Origin of the sequence: Mucilaginibacter sp. OAE612 (assembly GCF_041806395.1) — a bacterium.
Classification (GTDB): Bacteria; Bacteroidota; Bacteroidia; order Sphingobacteriales; family Sphingobacteriaceae; genus Mucilaginibacter; species Mucilaginibacter rubeus.
This window is the reverse complement of sequence record NZ_JBGMUW010000001.1, coordinates 3,450,125-3,471,382: the sequence shown is the minus strand read 5'-3', so window position 1 is coordinate 3,471,382 and position 21,258 is coordinate 3,450,125. Positions and strand designations below refer to the sequence as shown.

The 21,258-nt window shown below is 42.3% G+C and carries 17 protein-coding genes; 14 read left to right on the top strand and 3 right to left on the bottom strand.

The window, feature by feature from the left end:
- The first annotated feature begins 142 nt into the window (after nucleotides 1–142).
- The 5 genes from ABID99_RS14400 to ABID99_RS14380 all read left to right on the top strand — a co-directional run bounded on the left by ABID99_RS14400 (nucleotide 143) and on the right by ABID99_RS14380 (nucleotide 6,366).
- Nucleotides 143–1,945: a M61 family metallopeptidase gene (locus ABID99_RS14400; RefSeq protein WP_373614150.1), complete on the top strand. Its 1,803-nt coding sequence runs from the start codon at nucleotides 143–145 to the stop codon at nucleotides 1,943–1,945.
- Between the two features lie 107 nt (nucleotides 1,946–2,052).
- The gene (locus ABID99_RS14395) at nucleotides 2,053–3,009 is read left to right on the top strand and encodes an adenylyltransferase/cytidyltransferase family protein (protein ID WP_373614149.1); all 957 of its coding nucleotides are present in this window, start codon (nucleotides 2,053–2,055) and stop codon (nucleotides 3,007–3,009) included.
- 390 nt (nucleotides 3,010–3,399) lie between these two features.
- On the top strand, nucleotides 3,400–3,678 hold the full coding sequence (gene rpsO, locus ABID99_RS14390) for a 30S ribosomal protein S15 (protein WP_090524765.1): 279 nt from the start codon (nucleotides 3,400–3,402) through the stop codon (nucleotides 3,676–3,678).
- A gap of 127 nt (nucleotides 3,679–3,805) precedes the next feature.
- Entirely contained in the window at nucleotides 3,806–5,938 is a 2,133-nt protein-coding gene (gene pnp, locus ABID99_RS14385) for a polyribonucleotide nucleotidyltransferase (protein WP_354482072.1), read from the top strand.
- A 155-nt stretch (nucleotides 5,939–6,093) separates the two neighbouring features.
- Entirely contained in the window at nucleotides 6,094–6,366 is a 273-nt protein-coding gene (locus ABID99_RS14380) for a hypothetical protein (protein ID WP_090524767.1), read from the top strand.
- Between the two features lie 151 nt (nucleotides 6,367–6,517).
- Here the strand turns inward: ABID99_RS14380 and ABID99_RS14375 are convergent, their stop codons facing one another.
- Nucleotides 6,518–7,684, bottom strand: coding sequence for a putative sensor domain DACNV-containing protein (locus ABID99_RS14375; protein WP_090524769.1), 1,167 nt, complete (start codon nucleotides 7,682–7,684; stop codon nucleotides 6,518–6,520).
- A 240-nt stretch (nucleotides 7,685–7,924) separates the two neighbouring features.
- Between ABID99_RS14375 and ABID99_RS14370 the strand changes: the two genes are divergently transcribed.
- The 8 genes from ABID99_RS14370 to ABID99_RS14335 all read left to right on the top strand — a co-directional run bounded on the left by ABID99_RS14370 (nucleotide 7,925) and on the right by ABID99_RS14335 (nucleotide 16,951).
- Nucleotides 7,925–8,095 carry a hypothetical protein gene (locus ABID99_RS14370; RefSeq protein ID WP_373614148.1) on the top strand — a complete coding sequence of 57 codons (171 nt, stop codon included), beginning with the start codon at nucleotides 7,925–7,927 and terminating at the stop codon, nucleotides 8,093–8,095.
- 71 nt (nucleotides 8,096–8,166) lie between these two features.
- Nucleotides 8,167–9,327: an MFS transporter gene (locus ABID99_RS14365; RefSeq protein ID WP_090524771.1), complete on the top strand. Its 1,161-nt coding sequence runs from the start codon at nucleotides 8,167–8,169 to the stop codon at nucleotides 9,325–9,327.
- Nucleotides 9,328–9,422: 95 nt separating this feature from the next.
- Nucleotides 9,423–9,938, top strand: coding sequence for a DinB family protein (locus ABID99_RS14360; protein ID WP_373614147.1), 516 nt, complete (start codon nucleotides 9,423–9,425; stop codon nucleotides 9,936–9,938).
- Between the two features lie 141 nt (nucleotides 9,939–10,079).
- Nucleotides 10,080–10,682, top strand: coding sequence for a TetR/AcrR family transcriptional regulator (locus tag ABID99_RS14355; protein WP_090524775.1), 603 nt, complete (start codon nucleotides 10,080–10,082; stop codon nucleotides 10,680–10,682).
- A gap of 417 nt (nucleotides 10,683–11,099) precedes the next feature.
- Nucleotides 11,100–12,245, top strand: a complete 1,146-nt coding sequence (locus tag ABID99_RS14350) for an efflux RND transporter periplasmic adaptor subunit (protein WP_373614146.1) — start codon at nucleotides 11,100–11,102, stop codon at nucleotides 12,243–12,245.
- 24 nt (nucleotides 12,246–12,269) lie between these two features.
- Nucleotides 12,270–15,470, top strand: a complete 3,201-nt coding sequence (locus ABID99_RS14345) for an efflux RND transporter permease subunit (RefSeq protein WP_373614145.1) — start codon at nucleotides 12,270–12,272, stop codon at nucleotides 15,468–15,470.
- A 67-nt stretch (nucleotides 15,471–15,537) separates the two neighbouring features.
- A complete protein-coding gene (locus tag ABID99_RS14340; protein ID WP_373614144.1) occupies nucleotides 15,538–16,347 on the top strand; it encodes a TolC family protein in 810 nt (269 codons plus the stop codon).
- On the top strand, nucleotides 16,325–16,951 hold the full coding sequence (locus ABID99_RS14335) for a TolC family protein (RefSeq protein ID WP_373614142.1): 627 nt from the start codon (nucleotides 16,325–16,327) through the stop codon (nucleotides 16,949–16,951). Before ABID99_RS14340 ends, ABID99_RS14335 begins: the two co-directional genes overlap by 23 nt.
- Before the next feature lie 90 nt (nucleotides 16,952–17,041).
- Here the strand turns inward: ABID99_RS14335 and ABID99_RS14330 are convergent, their stop codons facing one another.
- Complete coding sequence (locus ABID99_RS14330; RefSeq protein ID WP_373614140.1) at nucleotides 17,042–18,595, bottom strand: hypothetical protein; 1,554 nt, start codon at nucleotides 18,593–18,595, stop codon at nucleotides 17,042–17,044.
- A gap of 323 nt (nucleotides 18,596–18,918) precedes the next feature.
- Between ABID99_RS14330 and ABID99_RS14325 the strand changes: the two genes are divergently transcribed.
- On the top strand, nucleotides 18,919–20,706 hold the full coding sequence (locus tag ABID99_RS14325; protein WP_373614139.1) for a beta-N-acetylhexosaminidase: 1,788 nt from the start codon (nucleotides 18,919–18,921) through the stop codon (nucleotides 20,704–20,706).
- A gap of 45 nt (nucleotides 20,707–20,751) precedes the next feature.
- Here the strand turns inward: ABID99_RS14325 and ABID99_RS14320 are convergent, their stop codons facing one another.
- A complete protein-coding gene (locus ABID99_RS14320; RefSeq protein WP_176624006.1) occupies nucleotides 20,752–21,093 on the bottom strand; it encodes a hypothetical protein in 342 nt (113 codons plus the stop codon).
- Between the last annotated feature and the right edge of the window lie 165 nt (nucleotides 21,094–21,258).

Genomic DNA, 21,258 nt, shown 5'->3' with positions numbered 1-21,258 from the left:
TCATGGCCTGTTTTCTTAAGTTAAAACATCTGGTAAAATTTATCCCCAGTGGATAAATACAGGCATTTTTCGGGCTAATTTCCGGTGATTGGTGAAATAAATAAACCGCTGTTTATTATATTCGGCAAAACCCAAGCAGATAATGAAATTACTATCTAATTTAACCCTGTCATTTTGCCTGTTTTTTTGTGCCGGCGTTTGGGCCCAGCAACCTGTTAATATGCAATATTCGGTGTCGATGGAAAAGGCGGCCGACCATTTGTATCATGTTGAGTTGACCAATAAAACCCACCTCAAAACGCTCGATTTTAAGATGTGCGTTTGGACACCGGGATATTACCAGCTAATCAATTTTGCCGGAGCTGTACAAAATTTTACTGTTGCCGATGCAAAAGGCAATTCGCTTAAATTTGATAAGCCTACTAAGGATACCTGGAAGGTTATTAACCCCTCGGCCGGAGATGTAAAGATCTCATACGATGTTAAAGCTGTCGTGCCGTTTGTGGGCAACGTTTACCTTGACGAAACAAGGGGCTACATTACCCCCGGTGGCTTGTTCATGTACCTCGACCAGGAATTACGCCATCCAGTCACCATCCAAATGAAGCCTTACAGTAAATGGAATGATCTGGTAGCAACCGGGCTGGATACCCTGAAGGGACAATACCATGTTTACAAAGCCGCCGATTTTGATGTGCTTTATGACAGCCCTTTTTTAATGGGCGAGCTGGAAGTTTTGCCACCTTTCAGCGTGCAGAATAAACCACACAACTTTATCGGTTATAAGTTGCCTGCTTTTGACAGGAAGGCGTTTATGAACGACCTAAAAAAGATAGTAGTGACCGGCAGCAACATCATAGGAGAAATTCCTTATACACATTATACCTTTTTATCAATAGGCGCTGGCGGCGGCGGTATCGAACACTTAAACTCAACCTCGTTAAGTTTTAGCGGAGGTGAAGGGTTTAATACTACCGAAGCTCGTAAAAAGCTGTACAACTTTATAGCGCATGAGTATTTTCACCATTACAATGTTAAACGCATCAGGCCGGTTGAGCTTGGTCCGTTTAATTACTCCAAAGAGAACCATACCAATATGCTGTGGGTATCAGAAGGCTTTACCGTTTATTATGAGTATATGATAACCAGGCATGCGGGTTTAATGAATAATGAGGATATGTTTGGTGATTTTCAGAATAACCTGCGTAACTATGAAAATGAACCCGGGCATTTGTATCAATCGGCAACGCAAGCCAGCCACAACACCTGGGATGACGGACCAAACGGCAGGCAGGGCGATGATTTTAATAAAACCATTTCATACTACGATAAAGGGCCGATTCTTGGTTTGATGCTTGATTTCAGCATCCGCTATGCAACGCAAAATAAAAAAACGCTTGATGATGTAATGCGCCTGCTTTATTATAAGTATTACAAAAAGCTGAACCGCGGTTTTACAGAACAGGAATTCAGGAATGAATGTGAGAAAATGGTGGGCGTACCTTTAACCGAGGTATTTGAATATGCATCCACCGTTAAACCGCCTGATTATCCAAAATATTTCGCTTACGGAGGACTAGCTGTTGATACTGCTACTAAAGTGGTATCGGAATCATGGGCTGGCCTTAACGTGCGGCAGCAGGGTGACACCCTCCGGATCAATACTGTTGCTTATAAATCGCCGGCTTGGGATAAAGGCATCAGGGGGCGTACGGTAATCCTAACAGTTGATGGTACTCCTGCCACAAAAGATATACTTTTTAAAGCTTTCGAAACCAAAAATACAGGAGATAGCCTAACATTGGGTTTGTTAAAAAACGGCGAAAAGAAAGACATAACGATTGTTTTGGGCAGGCTGAGGGAAAAGACATTTAAAATAACACCATTGCCTAATCCTGACCAATTGCAATCGGCTATTTTTAAAAGCTGGACAGAAGGGAAGTAATAGGTTTAGTGAGTGGTTGATTGGGTTGATCAGGTGAATGGTAGATTAAGAAATAACGTTTGTTATAATGTAAGGCACTTCGTAAAATTACGTGCAATTCAACGCTTATGAAAGTCATTGAAAAAGCTGAGCGATTGGCAAGGTTAGGGGTTGATCCAGTAGTGTTAAACCATTACCGCGAGCCCCATCGGTTTTACCACACCCTTGAGCATCTGGACGATGTATGGCAACAATTAGAGAAGCGGGGCTACAGTGACAATGATGTATTATTGCTGGCTACAATTTTCCATGATATCATTTACGATCCGAGATCAGGCACAAATGAAGAAGATTCGGCGCAATATTTTAACGAAACTTTTACGGGGGATGGAGCGCTCAAAGCTCTTGTAACGGATATTATCCTCGATACCAAACATCACAAGCCGGGCTCGGCATTGTCAGAGATTTTCAGTGCAGCCGATCTTAATATCTTAAAACAGCCATTTGATAAACTGCTGATTTATGAGCAACAGATTTTTAAAGAGTTTCAGTTTGTCGATCATAAGATTTACCGTGAGAAGCGGGTGGATATTTTAAAGAGTCTGCGACAAAGCATTGATAATCCGGCCCTGGATTATTTAATAGCCTATGTAGAAAACTTTAAACCCCGTATAGCAGTATATCCGGGGAGCTTTAATCCATTCCACAAAGGGCATTATAATATACTCCAAAAGGCCGAGCGAATTTTTGATAAGGTGATCATAGCCCGTGGTGTTAATCCTGGTAAAGATAAAGCCGCATACGAATTGCCGGAAATATTAAGATACAGGCAAACTGAAACCTACGAAGGGTTACTCACCGAATTTGTAGATGGTTTGGGGTATGACGTTACTATTATCCGGGGATTACGAAATGGATCGGATTTACAGTACGAACTAAACCAATATCGATACCTGCAGGAATTGGGTGGCAAGAATATTAGTGTAACGGCAATTTTTTGCGATATGGAATTTGAACACATCTCAAGTACCGGGATCAGGCAACTGGAGAAGTATGGTAAGGCGGGGGATTATTTGTTGCCTTAGAAGTGGGTGGTTGATTTAATTCTACATGAATTCGCGTTAGCGATAGGAGCGGATACCGGCCTGTGGCTAACGCCTGTGCAGTATGAGCGTATAGCGCGGGCCGAAGGTAACGCCATAATTGATTTCGGAATTGGGACCTTTGATTCCGGATTTATTTACGTCAGAACCCGGATTTATTGAATTAAAAGAATGGGCAGAAAATTGGTGCTCAGACAACAATAATCCATTACTTGATCCAACCTAAGTAACCATTCACCTAATCCAACCTAATCAACCACTTGCAAATTACCCCAAAAACAAATCCATCCGCCCCCTTGCTTTTGCATAATTAATCACTATCTTTGCACCCACAATTAATAAAATAGTTAACGCTTTAATATTATTCAAGTAATGTATTTAGGTAAAGAAGCAAAGGCAGAGATCTTTGCAAAACACGGTAAATCAGCAGCTGACACAGGTTCGGCCGAAGGTCAGGTAGCTTTATTTACTACCCGTATTGCTCACTTAACAGGGCATTTGAAAAAAAACAAAAAGGATTTTTCAACTCAATTATCGCTACAAAAATTAGTAGGTAAACGTCGTGCGTTACTTGCTTACCTGTATAATAAAGACATTGAAAGGTACCGTGCTATCATCAAAGCTTTACAGCTAAGGGATATCATTAAGTAATTCTCTCCTTTTTTATTTAAAAGCCATCCCCATTTTAGGATGGCTTTTTTACTTTTGCAACATATATTTACACACATAAAATCCGATGCGCTCCCGAAGATGAAAAGTGCATCACAAACAAAAAAAGATGAGTTTAAACGTAATTAAAAAAGTTATTGATCTGGGCGACGGACGCACCATTGAGATCGAAACAGGTAAACTGGCCAAACAAGCGGATGGTTCGGTAGTAGTAAAAATGGGTGACACCATGTTACTGGCTACTGTTGTATCATCGCCTGAAGCTAAAGAAGGAGTTGACTTCTTGCCTTTATCTGTTGACTACCAGGAAAAATACGCTGCAACAGGCCGTATCCCGGGTGGTTTTTTACGCCGCGAGGCCCGTTTATCAGACTATGAGGTTTTGATCTCCCGTTTGGTTGACCGTGCTTTGCGTCCTTTGTTCCCTGAAGATTATCACGCTGATACACAAGTGATGATCTCCTTGATATCTGCCGATAAAGACATCATGCCTGATGCTTTAGCCGGTTTGGCAGCTTCTGCAGCTTTAGCTGTTTCTGATATCCCTTTTAACGGCCCAATCTCTGAAGTACGTGTTGCTAAAATTGATGGACAGTTAGTAATCAATCCTACATTAAGCCAGCTTGAAAATGCAACTTTAGAATTTATTGTTGCAGGTAGCGAGCATGATATCAACATGGTTGAAGGCGAATCAAAAGAAATTCAGGAAGCTGAATTGGTTGAAGCCATCAAGTTTGCCCACACTGCTATTAAACTGCAATGTTTAGCTCAAAAAGAACTGACCATTGAAGTTGGTAAAACCGAAAAACGTGTTTACAGCCATGAGCATAGCAATGAGGACTTGAAAAAAGCTATCTACGCTGCTACTTATGATCAGGTTTACGCCATTGCTTCTGCTGCATCTGCAAAAGAAGAGCGGAGTGCTAAATTTAAAGAAGTGCGTGACGCCTATATCGAAACCTTAGGTGAGATAGATGATATTACTAAAGGCCTTGCTAAAAAATATTACCACGATGTGGAGTATGATGCTATCCGTAACCTTGTGTTAGACGAGGGCAAACGTTTAGATGGTCGTACTACTACACAGATCCGCCCGATATGGAGCGAAGTTGGCTATTTACCATCTGCTCACGGTTCGGCGATATTTACCCGCGGTGAAACACAATCATTAACTACCGTTACCTTAGGTGCTAAGGATGACGAGCAAATGATTGACGGTGCGTTCATTAACGGTTACCAAAAATTCTTGTTACACTACAATTTCCCTGGTTTTTCTACCGGCGAAGTTAGGCCTAACAGGGGTGCCGGCCGCCGTGAAATTGGCCACGGTAACCTGGCCATGCGTTCATTGAAACAAGTATTGCCATCTGAAGATGAAAACCCATACACTATCCGTGTAGTTTCTGATATTTTGGAATCAAACGGTTCTTCTTCAATGGCTACAGTTTGTGCCGGTACACTGGCGCTTATGGATGCAGGTGTTAAAATTAAAGAGCCTGTATCAGGTATCGCGATGGGTTTGATCACCAACGAAATGGGTACCAAATATGCTATCCTTTCTGACATTCTTGGTGATGAAGACCACTTAGGTGATATGGACTTTAAAGTAACCGGTACGAAAAACGGTATCGTTGCTGTACAGATGGACCTGAAGATCAACGGCCTTTCATACGAAGTATTAACCAACGCGTTAAACCAGGCTAAAGACGGCCGTTTACATATCCTTGGCGAAATGGCTAAAACCATTACCGAGGCACGTGCCGACTACAAACCACATGCTCCGCGTATCGTTACCATTAAAATTGATAAAGAATTTATTGGTGCGGTTATAGGGCCAGGTGGTAAAATCATCCAGGAAATGCAGCGTGAAACAGGCGCAACCATCTCTATCGAGGAAAAAGACAACCAGGGTATCGTTCAGGTATTTGCTGATAACAAAGCATCTATCGACGCCGCTTTAGGCCGCATCCGCGCTATCGCTTCAAAACCAGAAGTGGGCGAGATTTACGAAGGTAAAGTAAAATCAATTATGCCTTTCGGTGCGTTTGTTGAAATTATGCCTGGTAAAGATGGCTTGCTGCACATATCTGAAATTGATCACCGCCGTATTGAAACGATGGATGGTATCTTCCAGATAGGCGACGAGGTAAGGGTTAAGCTGCTTGACGTAGATAAGCAAGGTAAACTGAAGCTATCGCGCAAGGTTCTGTTACCTAAGCCTGAGCCAAAGCAAAATAATTAAGTGTTTTTATACAGTAGCAAAACCCTCTTTATGAGGGTTTTGCTATTTTGTTTTAATTTTTTTTATTTTTTTAAAACAAAAAGCGGATGTTTAAACTTATTAACTGTTAATACGTAGTTGATAAAACCATAATTCCGATCCTGTTTGATAAAAAAATGACCCCTGCTGCTAACGATCCTTTAGATTTCCTGAATAGCAATTCGGCTGGTATGCAGACGGGTACTCAGACGGATTTGGTTCAGCAGTTACTGTACGAAATAATAAGGGTGAAGGAAATCATTGTTTATTACGACTCCATCCCCAATGGAGGCGGGCAGCTTGGATCATCTATCCTCAATGAGCTGGTTTCAGAAGCTTATCAGTCGCTGGTTAACTACGATACCGTACTGATGCGGAAATATTACGATTTATTGTTGAATTGTGATTAAACGCCCCCCGGCCCCCTAAAGGGGGAGGATACATGCAAGATTTATCCGTTACTTAGTTTTGTGTTTATCTGGGACGAAAGCTTAAATGCTTTGGTGCTGCATCGCCATTCTTGAAATTCGCCTTTTACCTCCCCTTTAGGGGGCCGGGGGGCTACAACAACAATATATCAATCTGATGCGCATGCACCATGCCTACAACCGGCGACCATGCAAATACCGTAAACCGGCCGTCCTGAGAAGCTACCAGTGCTAAGGCATCTTTTTGGTCGAAGACAAACTGTGCTGCCGCTAAATGCCTTGTACCGCCGTTTTGCGCCGGGTGGATCACCCTGGTTGAGCAACCGACGATAGGCTCGGTCACTACGATCTCTTCGACAGGTGAGCTTTTTGCTGCACGACCTATTTTGGCGCCGAAAGCCAGCAGCTCGTGTTTATCATTTATTAGCGTAGCGCCGTCTATCGAGGTTAATCCGCCTATGGTATCAACCGCGCGGCGCATTTTTTCCTGCCATGAGGTGTGGTAACGGTCGATGCCTTCGTGAATCATCAAATCGGTAAGGCCCGAAAACGGAGGATCGACAGGGTAGGAGATCGGGGTAATGATAGATTCGCGCCATTCTTCGTTTCCGGAGGGCACAACTAATAATATGCCGCCACGTTTGTGGGCTTGCATGGAGGTAGCCAGCTGAACTAATACGTTTACCGGATCGTTCCATAGGGATGGTAAAGTAAAATCAAGCATGGCCGAAAGTACATTAGGGCAATCAGAAATGCTGGAGCCATGCTCGTCAACTACTTTAATATCGTCGCCTTTTAATATGGCTATGTTTACAAATTTGCCAAAGCCCTCTATACGGCGATGTTTGATCACTAATAATCCGGGTTCAATTACTTCCAGCACAAAACAATAAGCCGGGATAGCCAGGGTGGTCCCCCAGATGTAGAGTTCATCATCTTCTATCCAGATGCCCAAATGGATGCCCGGCTGTTGTACCGCCGAAGCAAATTTGGTGAGGATATTAGGCGCGAGTTTAATTTTACCGCCAAACAACAACGGCTGACCGGCAGCTTCGGGCGGCAAAAAAGCAAGCGTGAATTTTGGCGAAAATCCCTCTTCCCGGCGCAAGCTTGCCCAAAACGAGATATCGATAAGTGATTCAATAGTGGTGCAGCTGGGGGTAGGAGCAAGGTCTATCTCATCGTTATCGGCGAGGGCTTTGGCGTGAAAATGCCTGAAATGCCTTTCGATAATGGTTGCTACTTTACCGGCTGCTTTATATGTAGGTCCTGAACTCAAAGTTTTGGTGGTGTCTTTCATTTAAATACTTATCTCAAAAGTAAAGCTAAAAAAACATGCTAACAAACTAACGCATCAATATTGCAATTGGATGAGCAGGGCTCATCCCAAACTCTCTCCCAAAGAGAGGATTAGGTAGGCCGTTTGTCAACGGTTTATCATACTCATTATCAATTATCTTCCTAAAGTCAGTTGTTGATCCGGGTAAATTTTTTTTGAAACTATTGTAGCAATTTTGCAGCCGGAAACGATAATGTAATCATGAAACTCATATCACACCTCATATCACTCACCCTGCCGGATACCACACCACTGCAGGTATCAGCCCTTTTAAACCTCGGGTTAACTTACGTACAACAAGGTTTCGTTAAAGTTTTTCATAAAGCAGTGCGAAACAATCAGCCCTGCGGCGAGCTTCAGCCATGTATGTAAGCTGCATTTAATTGCAGATAACGGCAGCCGCACTTATAAATTATAGCTAAATTTGCGCTTAATTATTAAGTATGGATCAGCTAACGGCTGCGGGCAAATCAAAAATGCGGATTGCCAACAGTGTCTTCTTCTTTGTTTCGGGCTTCGGGTATTCTTCATGGGCCTCGCGTATTCCATCCATAAAACATCAGCTTAATTTAAATGAAGCCCAGTTAGGGGTTGTGCTGTTTGCCATGCCTGTTGGCCTGATGCTTACCATGCCTTTAACGGCTAAAATGATCAAGCATTTCAGCAGCCGTATAATGATGCTGATAGGTGCACTGGCCTTTAGCCTGGTGCTTTGCCTCCCCGGTTTTGCAGCTTATATGTGGCAACTGATAGTAGTTTTATTTTTTGTTGGCTCAACCCGTAATATATTAGGTTTATCTATGAACTCGCAGGCCGTGGGGATCCAGGCTTTGTATGATAAATCGATCATGGTAACATTCCATGGCATCTGGAGCCTGGCCGGTTTTGGCGGCGCTGCTGTCGGCTATTTAATGGTATTATTTAACGTGGCTCCTTCATATCATTTATTAGGTGTGGGAGTTGCGATGCTGATCCTCTCGGTAATATTTTATCCCTCAACATATGACTATCAGCCTGCCGAAACACCCAATAAATCGGTGTTTTCCATGCCCGATAAACACTTGCTTAAATTTTCTTTAATATGTTTCGCCTCTATGGCCTGCGAAAACACGCTGTACGATTGGAGCGGTGTTTATTTTGAAAAGGTAGTCCATGCCACCAAATCATTCGCTGAGGCCGGCTTTGTAGTTTACATGGTTACCATGACCATTGGCCGCTTCGCGGGCGATAGGGTAGTATCGGCCATTGGTATAAAAAAGGTGTTAACTTATAGCAGCTCGCTGGTTTTGGCCGGTTTGCTGGTATCTGTGTTTTTACCATATACTTTAACCGTTTATTTGGGCTACGCCATGATAGGCATGGGGGTGTCATGTATAGTGCCGCTGATTTTTAGCATGGCCGGTAAATCAAAAACAATGAACAGCAGCCAGGCACTGGCCGCCATATCAACAGTTGGTTACCTGGGTTTTGTTATAGTACCACCAATAGTTGGTTTTATTGCTCAGGCAGCAAACCTGCAAATAGCTTTTTTTGTTGTTGCCGCCTTTGCTGCCATGATGATATGGCTGGTGCGTAAAATTGAAGATGAGCCTGTGGTATCATAGTTTTGTCATATAAGCTGCTTAGTATTTACGCCAGCCCCGTTTTAGCTTATAATTGTGTCATCAAATCCACTGGTTTGATATAACATCTGCAACAAATGAGCACAAACATTACCGAAACCAGCATACAGCCGTCAACAGAATTATTTATCAAAATGGTAGTCTCCAACTGGGAACTGCAAAACAATCGCCTAAACGGTTTACTCGATAAGTTAACTGACGAAGCTCTTGCTGCCGAAACTGCTCCCGGCCGAAACAGCGGTATTTACCTGCTGGGTCACCTTACTGCTGTTAGCGACGGAATGTTTACTTTTTTAGGTTTAGGCGAAAGGCTCTATCCCCAGCTGGATCAAATTTTTGTTAAAAGTCCTGAAAATTCTGGGTTGGAGAAACCGTCACTGGCTGAACTTAAACAATATTGGGCTAAAGTAAATGAGGTTTTAACCGAAAGGATGAATGCTATGCAGCCCGAAGAATGGTTTAAGCCGCATAGCGCCATTGCAGCAGATGATTTTGCAAAAGAGCCGCACCGTAACAGATTAAATATCCTGATTAATCGTACTATACACCAGGGCTATCATATTGGGCAATTGGTTTACCTGGTAAAGAAATAAGCGTTTGCTGACCGGATTTGACTCAAAAGGTTTAATCCATGACAATTGGATGAAACGTTTTTTACAAAGGGATGGTAAATAATCCTGAAAACCGTTATACTTTTGCTTAACACTGTTAAATGATTTAATAGTGTAATCAAAATGGCAAGTAAAGAACGAATTCAGCGCTTAAAAGAGGAAACCCGGGTTAATATCCTGGATGCTGCGCTCCACATAGTTAAACATGAAGGCTGGCAGGCTTTAAGCATGCGTAAGATTGCTGATGTAATTGAGTACACCGCGCCCATTATATATGAATACTTTGCAAATAAGGATGCTATATTAATGGAACTTACCCGCAAAGGCTATTTGATATTAGCAAAGGACATGGAGGAAGCCAAAGAAAAGCACCGCCTGCCCGAAAAGCAATTGGAGGCCATGTGGCTTGCTTACTGGAACTTTGCTTTTGACAATAAGGAACTTTACCAGGTTATGTTTGGCGTACAGATGAACTGTTGCTGCGAAATGGTAAAATCAATGCCCGAAGCCCAGCTCCCTACTACTATGGTTAGCGAGGCTATTATGCAACTGATGGATATAAAAGATATCAATGACGAAATGATCTGCACCAAGTACTATACCTTTTGGTCGGTCGTACACGGTTTGGTATCCATTAACTTACTGAGCAGGGGATTCTCTGACGAAGTTAACCGCCAGGTTTTGAAAGATACCATAGGCGGTATCATCAGGTCGATGAAAGATTAATTCTTTCTGCGGCTTGAAAACTACACTGTTAAATTACCTTACAGTGTTAGGCAATTGTTAAGCACTTTTAAAACAAACTCTTAATACAATGAAAAAGCTCACTCACAACCCTCGCAATCTATTTAACAGTGTTAAACGATTTAACGGTGTTGTAACATCTAATTTATGTAACTGCTGTAATTAGCGTACATCGTTTCGGTATATCGTCATGAAAAATCGTGAAAATAACGATATAAGGCATTGGAAATTAAATATTATAAATATAAGTAATTGATAATCAGTTTAATTATATAACTGGCATCTCAATTGAAAATGATCGGCAACAGTAAAACAATGAAAACAATCAAATCATCATATATCACAAGCCCAACGGCTTTTTCTAATCCTATTCATTCACCACTCTTAAAATCATCACTCATGAAAACACTCCTTTTAGCAGCAGTTGCAGCTTTAACATTATACGGATGTTCATCTGCACCGCAGGCTCCCACAGCACCTCCACCGCCGGCCTTACCGGTTGCTTCTATAGTATCAGGTACCGAAACTACTTATCAGGAATATCCTGCTTCAATTGAAGGTGCCGTTAACGTAGAGATCAGGCCACAGGTAAGCGGTACTTTAGATAAAGTATTTGTTGACGAAGGCGCTTTCGTATCTGCCGGGCAGCCAATATTTAAAATTAACGAACAACCATACCGTGCGGCTTTAAATAACGCATTAGCAAGCTTACACGCCGCCGAAGCAGCACATGTAAATGCGCAACTGGAAGTTGAAAAATTAACTCCGCTTGTAGCTAATAAAGTAGTTTCTGACTACCAGCTAAAAACGGCTAAAGCAGCAGCTGATGTAGCAAAAGCCAACATCGAATCGGCTAAAGCTAACGTAGCTACCGCGCAGATCAATTTGGGTTACACCTTAATAAAAGCTCCTGTAAGCGGTTATATCGGTCTGCTTGCTAAGAAACAAGGTAGCCTTGTTGCTCCTGCGGATGTTGCTCCACTAACTCAATTATCAGATGTTCATGATGTACACGTTTACTTTTCATTGGGCGAAAAAGATTTTGTTGCCTTTAAAGAACAATATCCCGGCGCTAACCTGAAAGATAAATTGAAAAATGTACCATCAGTATCATTATTGTTAGCTGATAATACAGAATATGCTAAACAAGGTAAAATTGATATTGTAGACGGTCAGTTTGATAAAAACACCGGCGCTATCACCCTGAGGGCAAATTTCTCAAACCCTGACGGTCTTTTACGCTCTGGTAATACCGGCAAGATCCGTTTAAGCCTGAGCCATAAAGATGCTTTGATCGTTCCGGAAGCTTCAACTATCGAAATGCAGGATAAAGTATTTGTATTTGTAGTTGGCGATAGCAGCAAAGTGAAAAAACAACCTATCGACATAATTGGTAAATCAGGTGATCACTACCTGGTTAAAGATAAAGAAGCCATTAAAGCCGGCGACCAGATCGTGTTAGAGGGCATTGATAAATTACAGGAAGGTATGGTTATCCAGCCTCAAAAGGCTTCAGATAAAGTAGCCGCTGTAGTTAAGAAATAATACATACACTTAAACTTTAAAGTCATGTTTCAGAAATTTATAGAAAGACCGGTACTCTCAACTGTTATCTCCATATTATTGGTGATAGTGGGGGTACTTGGTTTAACAAAACTGCCCTTAGAGCGGTTTCCTAATATTGCCCCTCCGTCGGTATTAGTATCAGCCGTGTATCCGGGTGCCAATGCCGAAACTATTTTACGCTCCGTTACGCCTTCGTTAGAAGAAGCGATTAACGGGGTGGAAAATATGACCTATATGACCTCTACCGCCAGTAATGACGGTACATTGGGTATTACCGTTTACTTTAAACAGGGTACTAACCCCGATCAGGCAGCGGTAAACGTTCAAAACCGTGTTTCACAGGCTTCAAGCCAGTTGCCAGCCGAGGTTTTGCAATATGGTATTACAACCACCAAACAGCAAAACAGCTTTATCGGTGCTATGGCCATCTACTCTGAAGACCCCAAAAAATACGATCAAACTTTTGTGGCCAACTATGCACAGATCAATATCGTTCCGGAAATTAAACGTATCCCGGGTGTAGGTTCTGCCAGTATTTTTGGTGGTATTAAGGATTATTCAATGCGTGTTTGGTTAAATCCTACCCAAATGGCAACTTACAATGTTACACCGGCCGAAGTAACCGCCGCTATACAGGACAAAAACCTTGAAGCAGCACCAGGTAAATTTGGCGAGCGCAGCAACGAAGCATTTGAGTATGTAATTAAATATAAAGGTAAACTTACCAAACCAGAAGAATATCAGAACATCGCCATCCGTGCTAATGCAGATGGTTCTGTATTGCGTTTGAAAGATGTGGCACGTGTTGAACTGGGTGCATACTCATATAATAGTGTTAGTAACCTTAACGGCCACGATGGTATTATCATCGGTATTATTCAATTGTCAGGTTCAAATGCTAACGAAATCCAGATCGCTATCGACAACCTGATGGTGAAATTATCTAAAGATTTCCCTGTCGGGATTAAATACAACCAGTTCTATCGTACTAAAACCGATCTTGATGAGTCTATCAACCAGGTTGAGCATACATTAGTTGAGGCCTTCATCCTTGTATTTATCGTAGTATTTATATTCCTGCAGGATTTCAGATCAACTTTGATCCCGGCTATAGCGGTTCCGGTTGCTATTATCGGTACGTTCTTCTTCATGAACCTGTTTGGGTTCTCGGTTAACTTGTTGACACTGTTCGCGTTGGTATTGGCCATCGGTATTGTGGTGGATGATGCCATTGTGGTGGTGGAGGCGGTGCATGCCAAAATGGAGCATGACCCAAGCCTAACCCCTAAGGCTGCCACTACGGAAGCCATGCACGAAATTACAGGTGCCATTATATCTATTACTTTGGTTATGGCGGCGGTATTTTTGCCGGTGAGCTTCATGACGGGCTCAACAGGTATCTTCTATCGCCAGTTTGCCTTAACCATGGCTATATCTATCATTATCTCGGCCGTTAACGCGTTAACTTTAAGTCCGGCTTTGGCTGCGCTATTCTTAAAGAATAAACATAGCGAAAACGGTCATGACGCACCTAAGAAAAGCTTTGTAGAGAAATTTTACGCGGGCTTCAATGGTGGCTTCAATTATATGACCAACAGGTATGTTGGCGGCTTGAAAGTTCTGATCCGTAATAAATGGATCAGCATGGCCGGCCTTGCTTTAGTAGTTGTTGCTACAGTTTACATGGTAAACAAAACCAAAACAGGCTTCATTCCTACCGAGGACCAGGGCTTTGTGGCTATAGCAGTAAATACGCCATCAGGTACTTCATTAGCAGGAACTAACAAAACCTTTAAACTGGCTGAGGATCAGTTGAAAACACTGCCGTCAGCACGATTTGTTACCGCGCTTTCTGGTTTTAACTTCTTAACACAATCCAGCAGCCCGTCGGCAGGTGTTATCTTCCTGTTGTTGAAGCCTACTGAAGAAAGGGGAGAAGTTAAAAATATTGATGCTATCCAGAATATTGTGAGGGGCAAATTAGCAGGCATACCAGGTGGTACGTTCTTCGTGTTCAGTTTCCCAACCGTTCCTGGTTTCAGCAACGTGGAAGCGCTTGACGTAATGCTGCAGGATAAAACCAACGGCAGGCTGGATAAATTTAGCGGCGTCGCCAATAACTTTATCATGAAACTGATGCAAAAGCCGGCTGTTGCTTTCGCCTTTACTTCATACAAAGCTGATTATCCCCAGTTACAATTAGAGGTTGATGACGAAAAAGCCAACCAGTTGGGTGTAAGTGTTAAAGACATCCTGTCAACTATGCAGGCTTACTTCGGTACCGCACAGGCATCAGACTTTAACCGCTTTGGTAAATACTACCGTGTGGTTGTTCAGGCAGATATTGCCGACAGGACAGATCCATCAGCAATTGACCGTGTATTTGTTAAAAACAAATCGGGCGAAAATGTGCCGATCAACACCCTGGTTAAATTAACCCGTGTGTATGGTTCAGAAACTGCTTCACGTTATAACCTCTTCAACTCTATCGAAATCAATGCTATCCCTAAACCTGGTTACAGTTCTGGTGATGCCATTAAAGCGATTGAGGAAACTGCTAAGGAGCAATTGCCGCAAGGTTTTGCCTATGAGTTTACCGGCCAAACCCGTGAGGAGATTGCTTCAAGTGGTCAGTCGACTGTGATCTTCCTGTTATGTTTGGTGTTTGTATACTTCCTGCTGTCGGCACAGTATGAAAGTTATATCCTGCCATTGGCGGTAATACTTTCAATACCTACAGGTTTATTCGGGGTATTCATTGTGTTAGGCTTAACCGGTATCGAAAACAATATCTATGTACAGGTTGCGCTGATCATGCTCATCGGCTTGTTGGCCAAGAACGCGATCCTGATCGTAGAGTTCGCGGTGCAGCGGCGAAGGGCAGGGCATGGGCTGGTTCAATCGGCTATTGAAGCTGCTCAGCTCCGTATCCGTCCAATCATCATGACCTCCATGGCATTCGTATTCGGTTTATTCCCGATGAGTATCGCTACCGGCCCATCTGCACAGGGTAACCACTCTATCAGTATTGGTGCAGCAGGCGGGATGGTTTCAGGCGTACTGTTAGGTTTGTTTATCATACCTGTACTATATGTGATATTCCAGGGCTTGCAGGAACGCATTAGTGGCAAACCTAAGCCGCTTGCCGCTGCCGGCGACCATGGTAAAGATGCTGTAGTTTTAGAAAACGAATATTCAGCTTAATCAATCAAACATCAACTAAAACTATCACGGCCTTTAAAATCCGTGATAGTTTAAAAAAGATATAACAATGAAAAATATAATAGGCAGTTTGGCTTTAGCACTGGTAGTGCTGGCAGGCTGTAAAGTTTCAAAAGATGTTGCTACGCCAAAGGACGCGCAACCTGAAGCTTTCAGGAACGCGGTTACCACCGGCGATACCAGCAGCATTGCCGACTTGCAATGGAAAAACTTTTTTACCGATGCTGCTCTTCAAAAGCTGATTGACAGTGCCATCGTTAAAAATTACGATATGCAGGTGGCCGTTAAAAATATCGAGGCTGCACAATTGCAGTTTAAACAAGTTAAATGGAACTATGTTCCTACCCTTGGATTAAACGTTACTGCAAGCACCAACCGCCCGTCTGATAACAGTGTTACGGGCCTAAGCATCAAACAATACAATATTGGCACTAAACATGTCGAAGATTATAATGCTAACCTGGCGCTTTCATGGGAGGCTGATATCTGGGGTAAAATCCGCAGTCAAAACCGTGAAGCTTTGGCCCAGTATCTGCAAACTAATGAAGCTAAAAGGGCTATCCAAACCAACATCGTATCAAGTGTATCGCAAGGTTACTATAACTTGCTGATGCTCGACGAGCAACTTGAAATAGCTAAGAAAAACGTAAAACTGAATGACAGTACATTGCGCATCATCAAATTGCAGTACGATGCCGGCCAGGTGACGCTTTTAGGTGTTCAGCAGGCACAGGCCCAGTTAGAAGCTGCTGCGCAATTGGTTCCTCAGTTTGAACGCGATATCAATGTTCAGGAGAATGGCTTGAGCATATTGGCAGGTAGGTTACCTGACGCCATTGAACGTAGCGCTAAACCTTAATGATATTACTTTCCCCGAAACACTTTCGGCAGGCGTACCATCAGCAATGGTGAGCCGCAGGCCCGATGTACGCAGTTCTGAGTTGGCTTTAAATATTGCTAACGCGAGGGTTGGTATCGCTAAAGCCCAGCTTTACCCTTCATTAACTATAACCGGTCAGGGTGGTTTAAACTCATTTAAATCAAGCAACTGGTTTAATATTCCGGCTTCATTATTTGGTACTGTTGCCGGTGGTATTGCTCAGCCTTTGTTGCAACACAAACAATTGCGTACTCAATACGAAGTTGCCAAAGTTGACCGCGAAAAAACAGTGATCCAATTCCGTCAATCTGTATTAAATGCGGTTGGTGAAGTATCTGACGCTTTGGTAAGGCTCCAAAAACTTAAAGAGCAACAAACAATCGCAGCTAACCGCGTTAAAACATTGCAACAAGCTACAAGCAATGCGAGCATGTTGTTTAAAAACGGGCTTGCTACCTATCTTGAGGTGATTACTGCTCAGGGTAATGTATTGCAAGGTGAGCTTGAATTAGCATCTATTAAAATGGCTCAACTTAGTGCCAACGCTGAGCTTTATCGCTCATTAGGCGGCGGCTGGAAATAAGCTTTATCTACCCCCGTGAAAACGGAAAACGGCTGATCAGAAATCCTGATCGGCCGTTTTGCATGTTAGAGATATGCCTTTCCCTGCATTTTATTGCGCCGCCCTTTTTTTGACTGATGTTATATATTCATTTATAATCAGCAATAAAACGGGCAGCAGCAAACCCGTCAGTAATGCAAAAAAATATACTAATAATGATTTGGAGATCATTGATTCCCGCGTGTGCCACGTTTCATTTATAATGAGCCTTGGCCTGGGGGCTTGCCCGCCTGATCCATGTAACAGCCTGTAATACTGTTGTTGCTTACTTTCAATTATAGTGTTTATTTGGGCGATAGAATCATTCAATTGCAGCGATAAAAATGATGCTATTGATTTTGAATCTTTTGGCTGATCGATATCTTTTGGTTGCACACTATCTTGAGGTTGCTCAACATCTTTTGGTTGATCAATGTACTTAAGTTGGCGGACATCTTTAATTTGATGAGCATTTCTGATTTTCTGTTCTTTTACCGTTATGCTGTTAACAAGTGCTTCTTTTATTGAATTAAGTTCGAGTTTGAAGGCGTAAACACTTGCATCAGCATTGTCCGAATCCTGCATTACCCGCTGTTTATTGAGTTGCGCTTTATTAAAATCCTGTATGAGTGCTTCGATACGGTAATCGCTAACCTGATGATCATCCGGTATGATAACAAAAACATCATTAGGTTTCAAGGCGTATGTTTTAACGGCAGTAAGTGCATTTAAGCTGGCTCTTTCTTTTTCAGTCAATGCAGTCTTTACCGTCACCAGTACCGGAATAGCTCTCGGCTTTGGCATTTGCCTTGGTTTTTTGATGTTGTTCAGTATGGCTTGCTGTTCATGATATTTATCGGCCATTGCTTTATAGTATGCTATACTATCGTTTAATTTAAGAAGTAACATGGTATCAATAACCGCCGGTTTAGTGGGTGAGCTTGGTTTGGCATATTGGGCATTAATAATTTCTACAAGTTTGTTCAAAAAATCATGCCCCTTTTGAGCATTATTCGCGTTTATGCTCAATTCAAAAGTGTTGCTACTCAAAACTTTTGCAGTTAAACTTTTACTAAAATGTTCGGTTAAGTTGGCTGGGGGAGTGAGCTTCACTATCAGCGGTAGTTGTATTGGTTTAAAGGCAGGCCCTTTTATTATGGTATAACGTAAAGATCCGTATTTAACCGGGTGGTATAAAGGCACATCTGTGAGTACATTATTCTGATCAATCCTGCAAACGTTGCCATTAATTAAATTGATGGTGATCTCAACAGGAGCAGTATAGAAGTTGCTCTTTCCAGATATAAGCTTAATGGGTAATGAATCCCCGTAAATCTCTTTTGTTGTAAAAGTTCCCTTACGATAATAACTTACCTGGAGCCCTAACGCGTTGACCGCTTTTTCTATCGTGGTTTCAGAGCGCAGCTCCTTAATTGCTGTCGTTAGTAATTCCCAATCGCCGGAAGCAGCCAACTCTATGCTCACTTTGTATTTAGGAGATGAAAAAAGTAAATAAACTGAAGCTGCTAAAACAACAACTACTACTGAAGCAATCACGAAATATCTGTTGCGGAATAACAGGCCAGAAATATTCCTTCCCGCCCTTTTGATGCGAGCCTGGTTCATAGGATGCAATACTTGTGCTGATGTAAATTGCTGTAATTTAGTAATTTGCAATTTATCCGGAACGCTCGTTTTGCGATTGTTCTTCGCGCTGTGGTAATTTTAGTAACGCTTTACATGTTGTTATAGCTAAACTCACAATCGTATCTCAAAAATTGTGAAGCAATTTATACAACTCCCGGAACCCATTGATAGGTGATTTCATGACCTCACGGATAAAAATCTGCCTGGTTGCAGCAGTTAAACACTTTGTTACAAACAAATTACCGGGTTTTTCAAAGAAAATTCATATCATAGCAGCCCCAAACTATTTGAGTTGTTTTTAAATGAAATTTAAGATCGTACTTGTATTTATTTTGTTTTCCGGATACGTACGGGCGCAAAATGTCAATATAATCCCGCAGCCCAAGTCTGTTGTTAATGGTACAGGGCAGTTTACTTTTAGTAATCACAGTACCGTTGGTGTAAATGATGCTTCGTTGTTGCCAATAGCCCGTTACTTCCAAAAACAGGTAAGCCTGTCGGCCGGTTTTACGCTTGCCGTTGATAATAAAGATGCAGGCAGTGTTATTCATTTGTTGTTAACCAACGGCGATCCCGCCGCGGGGGCATATTCCTTAAAAATTGTTGCCAATGAAATTACCATTTCTTCGTCAAACCGTGATGGGGTGTTTTATGGGATGATCTCTTTGCTGCAAATGATCAAAGACCAGCCCCGGGGCGAAACCATCAGCTTAGCGTCTTTAACCATTACCGATACCCCGCGCTATCAATGGCGGGGTCTGATGCTCGACGAATCCCGCCATTTTTTCGGGATGGAAAAAGTTAAGCAGATCCTTGACTGGATGGCTTACTATAAGCTGAATAAATTTCACTGGCATTTAACCGATGCCCAGGGCTGGCGTTTGGAGATAAAAAAATATCCTAAGCTAACACTGATTGGCGGAATCGGTAATTACAGTGATTCAATTGCCGATCCTCAATATTATACCCAAACACAGATCAAAGAGATCATTGCTTATGCCGCGGAAAGGTTTATAACTGTGATCCCCGAAATTGATATGCCGGGCCATGCTACAGCGGCCAACAAAGCTTATCCGCAGTTTAGCGGCGGCAGTGTTGAAGGATACCCTAATTTTACCTTTAATCCTGCAATCGATAGCACTTACCAGTTTCTTGGTAATATCATTAAGGAAACCAGCACGCTTTTTCCTTCTAAAATGATCCATTTGGGTGGTGATGAAGTGGCTTTGGGTGTTAAAGCCTGGTCGCTTAACCCTTCAATAGCCGGGTTTATGCAGAAAAATAATTTTGCCGATGTAGGCGAGCTGGAGCGTTATTTCTTTAAGCGCGTAGCCGACACTGCCATAAACGCAGGTAATAAAGTATTGGCCTGGGATGAAGCTACCGGAACAAACCTGCCGGCTGATAAAACTATTATCTTTTGGTGGAGGCAAAATTTACCGGGCCAGCTGCATTTAGCCGTTCAAAAAGGCTACCAGGTAGTGCTTTGTCCGCGCCTGCCTATGTATTTTGATTTTGTGCAGGATGCTGATCATATCTCGGGCCGCAGGTGGAAAGGTGTGTATAATACCGTGGGTAGCGTTTATGGTTTCCCTGAAAGGCAGATGCAGAATAACGAAGACCTGCAGTCAAAACAGATCATTGGTGTACAGGCCAATGTCTGGACTGAAATGATCGGCTCTGAAAAGCGCCTTGATTTTATGCTGTTTCCGCGTATAGCCGGTTTGGCCGAAGCTGGATGGACAGCCCCTGAGCTTAAGGACGAAGAAGCTTTCAATAACCGTTTAAAAGCAAGTATCAAAATCTACGATGCAGCTAACATCTATTATTTTAATCCTTTTGATAAGTTTTTTCATGATGAGGCTATTGATTTTGGTCCGAAGATCAGGAAAATGGAGAGACCGGCAGATCAGAATATAGAAGATGAAGGATACCGCCCGAGGAGAAGACATGGAAAGTCTTCAAAAAGAACCTCTCATTCATCAAAACATTCTTCTTCATCAAAGCTTTCTTCCTCTAAGAAGTCATCTTCAAAAAAGTCTTCTTCTTCAGGTAAAAGCAAAAAATCATCTCATAAAAAAAGGAAATAGCCCCCTGACAGGTTATTTCCTTTTTGAAGTTACTTCCGGATATTATTATCTGTACGAAGATAAGTGCGTAGTTTTAATACTGAGGACAAACGATTTGCCAACGCTTATCTTTACATTTTTATCCTTTAAAATCGCTTTAACAGCTTCATCGGCTTTAAGGAGTTCGTACAAATCGCGCGCCACTGCCGATCCGCTGATGTTGTTGGTGACCTTGCCGTTTTCGATATTGATATTAAAGGTATAACCGGATTTCCCCTTGCTGCCGGCCGCTTCAAAATCAGTTATATTTAACTTAAACTGCTGCTCGTCTTGCAGACTTCTTTTCAAGTGCAGGCGTATTACAGGCATGTACTTTTGCCACGTGCTTAAATAATTTCTTTCGTCCATAATAGTGTTTGTAAAAGCGAAAGCCCTCGTAAAGTATTTATACAAGGGCTTCGGTTATCGGGTTAAAGAGGTTGTTACACCTCCCGTCATTAATAGTTCTCAATAAATCAGCTTAATGTAACGGCCAATTTTTATAAGTTTCAAAGTTACCTAAATAAAACGGGT

Bases quoted from the DNA above. Each gene is read 5' to 3' on its own strand.
- ABID99_RS14400 (WP_373614150.1), top strand. From the start codon at position 143: ATGAAATTACTATCTAATTTAACCCTGTCATTTTGCCTGTTTTTTTGT.
- ABID99_RS14395 (WP_373614149.1), top strand. From the start codon at position 2,053: ATGAAAGTCATTGAAAAAGCTGAGCGATTGGCAAGGTTAGGGGTTGAT.
- rpsO (WP_090524765.1), top strand. From the start codon at position 3,400: ATGTATTTAGGTAAAGAAGCAAAGGCAGAGATCTTTGCAAAACACGGT.
- pnp (WP_354482072.1), top strand. From the start codon at position 3,806: ATGAGTTTAAACGTAATTAAAAAAGTTATTGATCTGGGCGACGGACGC.
- ABID99_RS14380 (WP_090524767.1), top strand. From the start codon at position 6,094: ATGACCCCTGCTGCTAACGATCCTTTAGATTTCCTGAATAGCAATTCG.
- ABID99_RS14375 (WP_090524769.1), bottom strand. From the start codon at position 7,684: ATGAAAGACACCACCAAAACTTTGAGTTCAGGACCTACATATAAAGCA.
- ABID99_RS14370 (WP_373614148.1), top strand. From the start codon at position 7,925: ATGAAACTCATATCACACCTCATATCACTCACCCTGCCGGATACCACA.
- ABID99_RS14365 (WP_090524771.1), top strand. From the start codon at position 8,167: ATGGATCAGCTAACGGCTGCGGGCAAATCAAAAATGCGGATTGCCAAC.
- ABID99_RS14360 (WP_373614147.1), top strand. From the start codon at position 9,423: ATGAGCACAAACATTACCGAAACCAGCATACAGCCGTCAACAGAATTA.
- ABID99_RS14355 (WP_090524775.1), top strand. From the start codon at position 10,080: ATGGCAAGTAAAGAACGAATTCAGCGCTTAAAAGAGGAAACCCGGGTT.
- ABID99_RS14350 (WP_373614146.1), top strand. From the start codon at position 11,100: ATGAAAACACTCCTTTTAGCAGCAGTTGCAGCTTTAACATTATACGGA.
- ABID99_RS14345 (WP_373614145.1), top strand. From the start codon at position 12,270: ATGTTTCAGAAATTTATAGAAAGACCGGTACTCTCAACTGTTATCTCC.
- ABID99_RS14340 (WP_373614144.1), top strand. From the start codon at position 15,538: ATGAAAAATATAATAGGCAGTTTGGCTTTAGCACTGGTAGTGCTGGCA.
- ABID99_RS14330 (WP_373614140.1), bottom strand. From the start codon at position 18,595: ATGAACCAGGCTCGCATCAAAAGGGCGGGAAGGAATATTTCTGGCCTG.
- ABID99_RS14325 (WP_373614139.1), top strand. From the start codon at position 18,919: ATGAAATTTAAGATCGTACTTGTATTTATTTTGTTTTCCGGATACGTA.
- ABID99_RS14320 (WP_176624006.1), bottom strand. From the start codon at position 21,093: ATGGACGAAAGAAATTATTTAAGCACGTGGCAAAAGTACATGCCTGTA.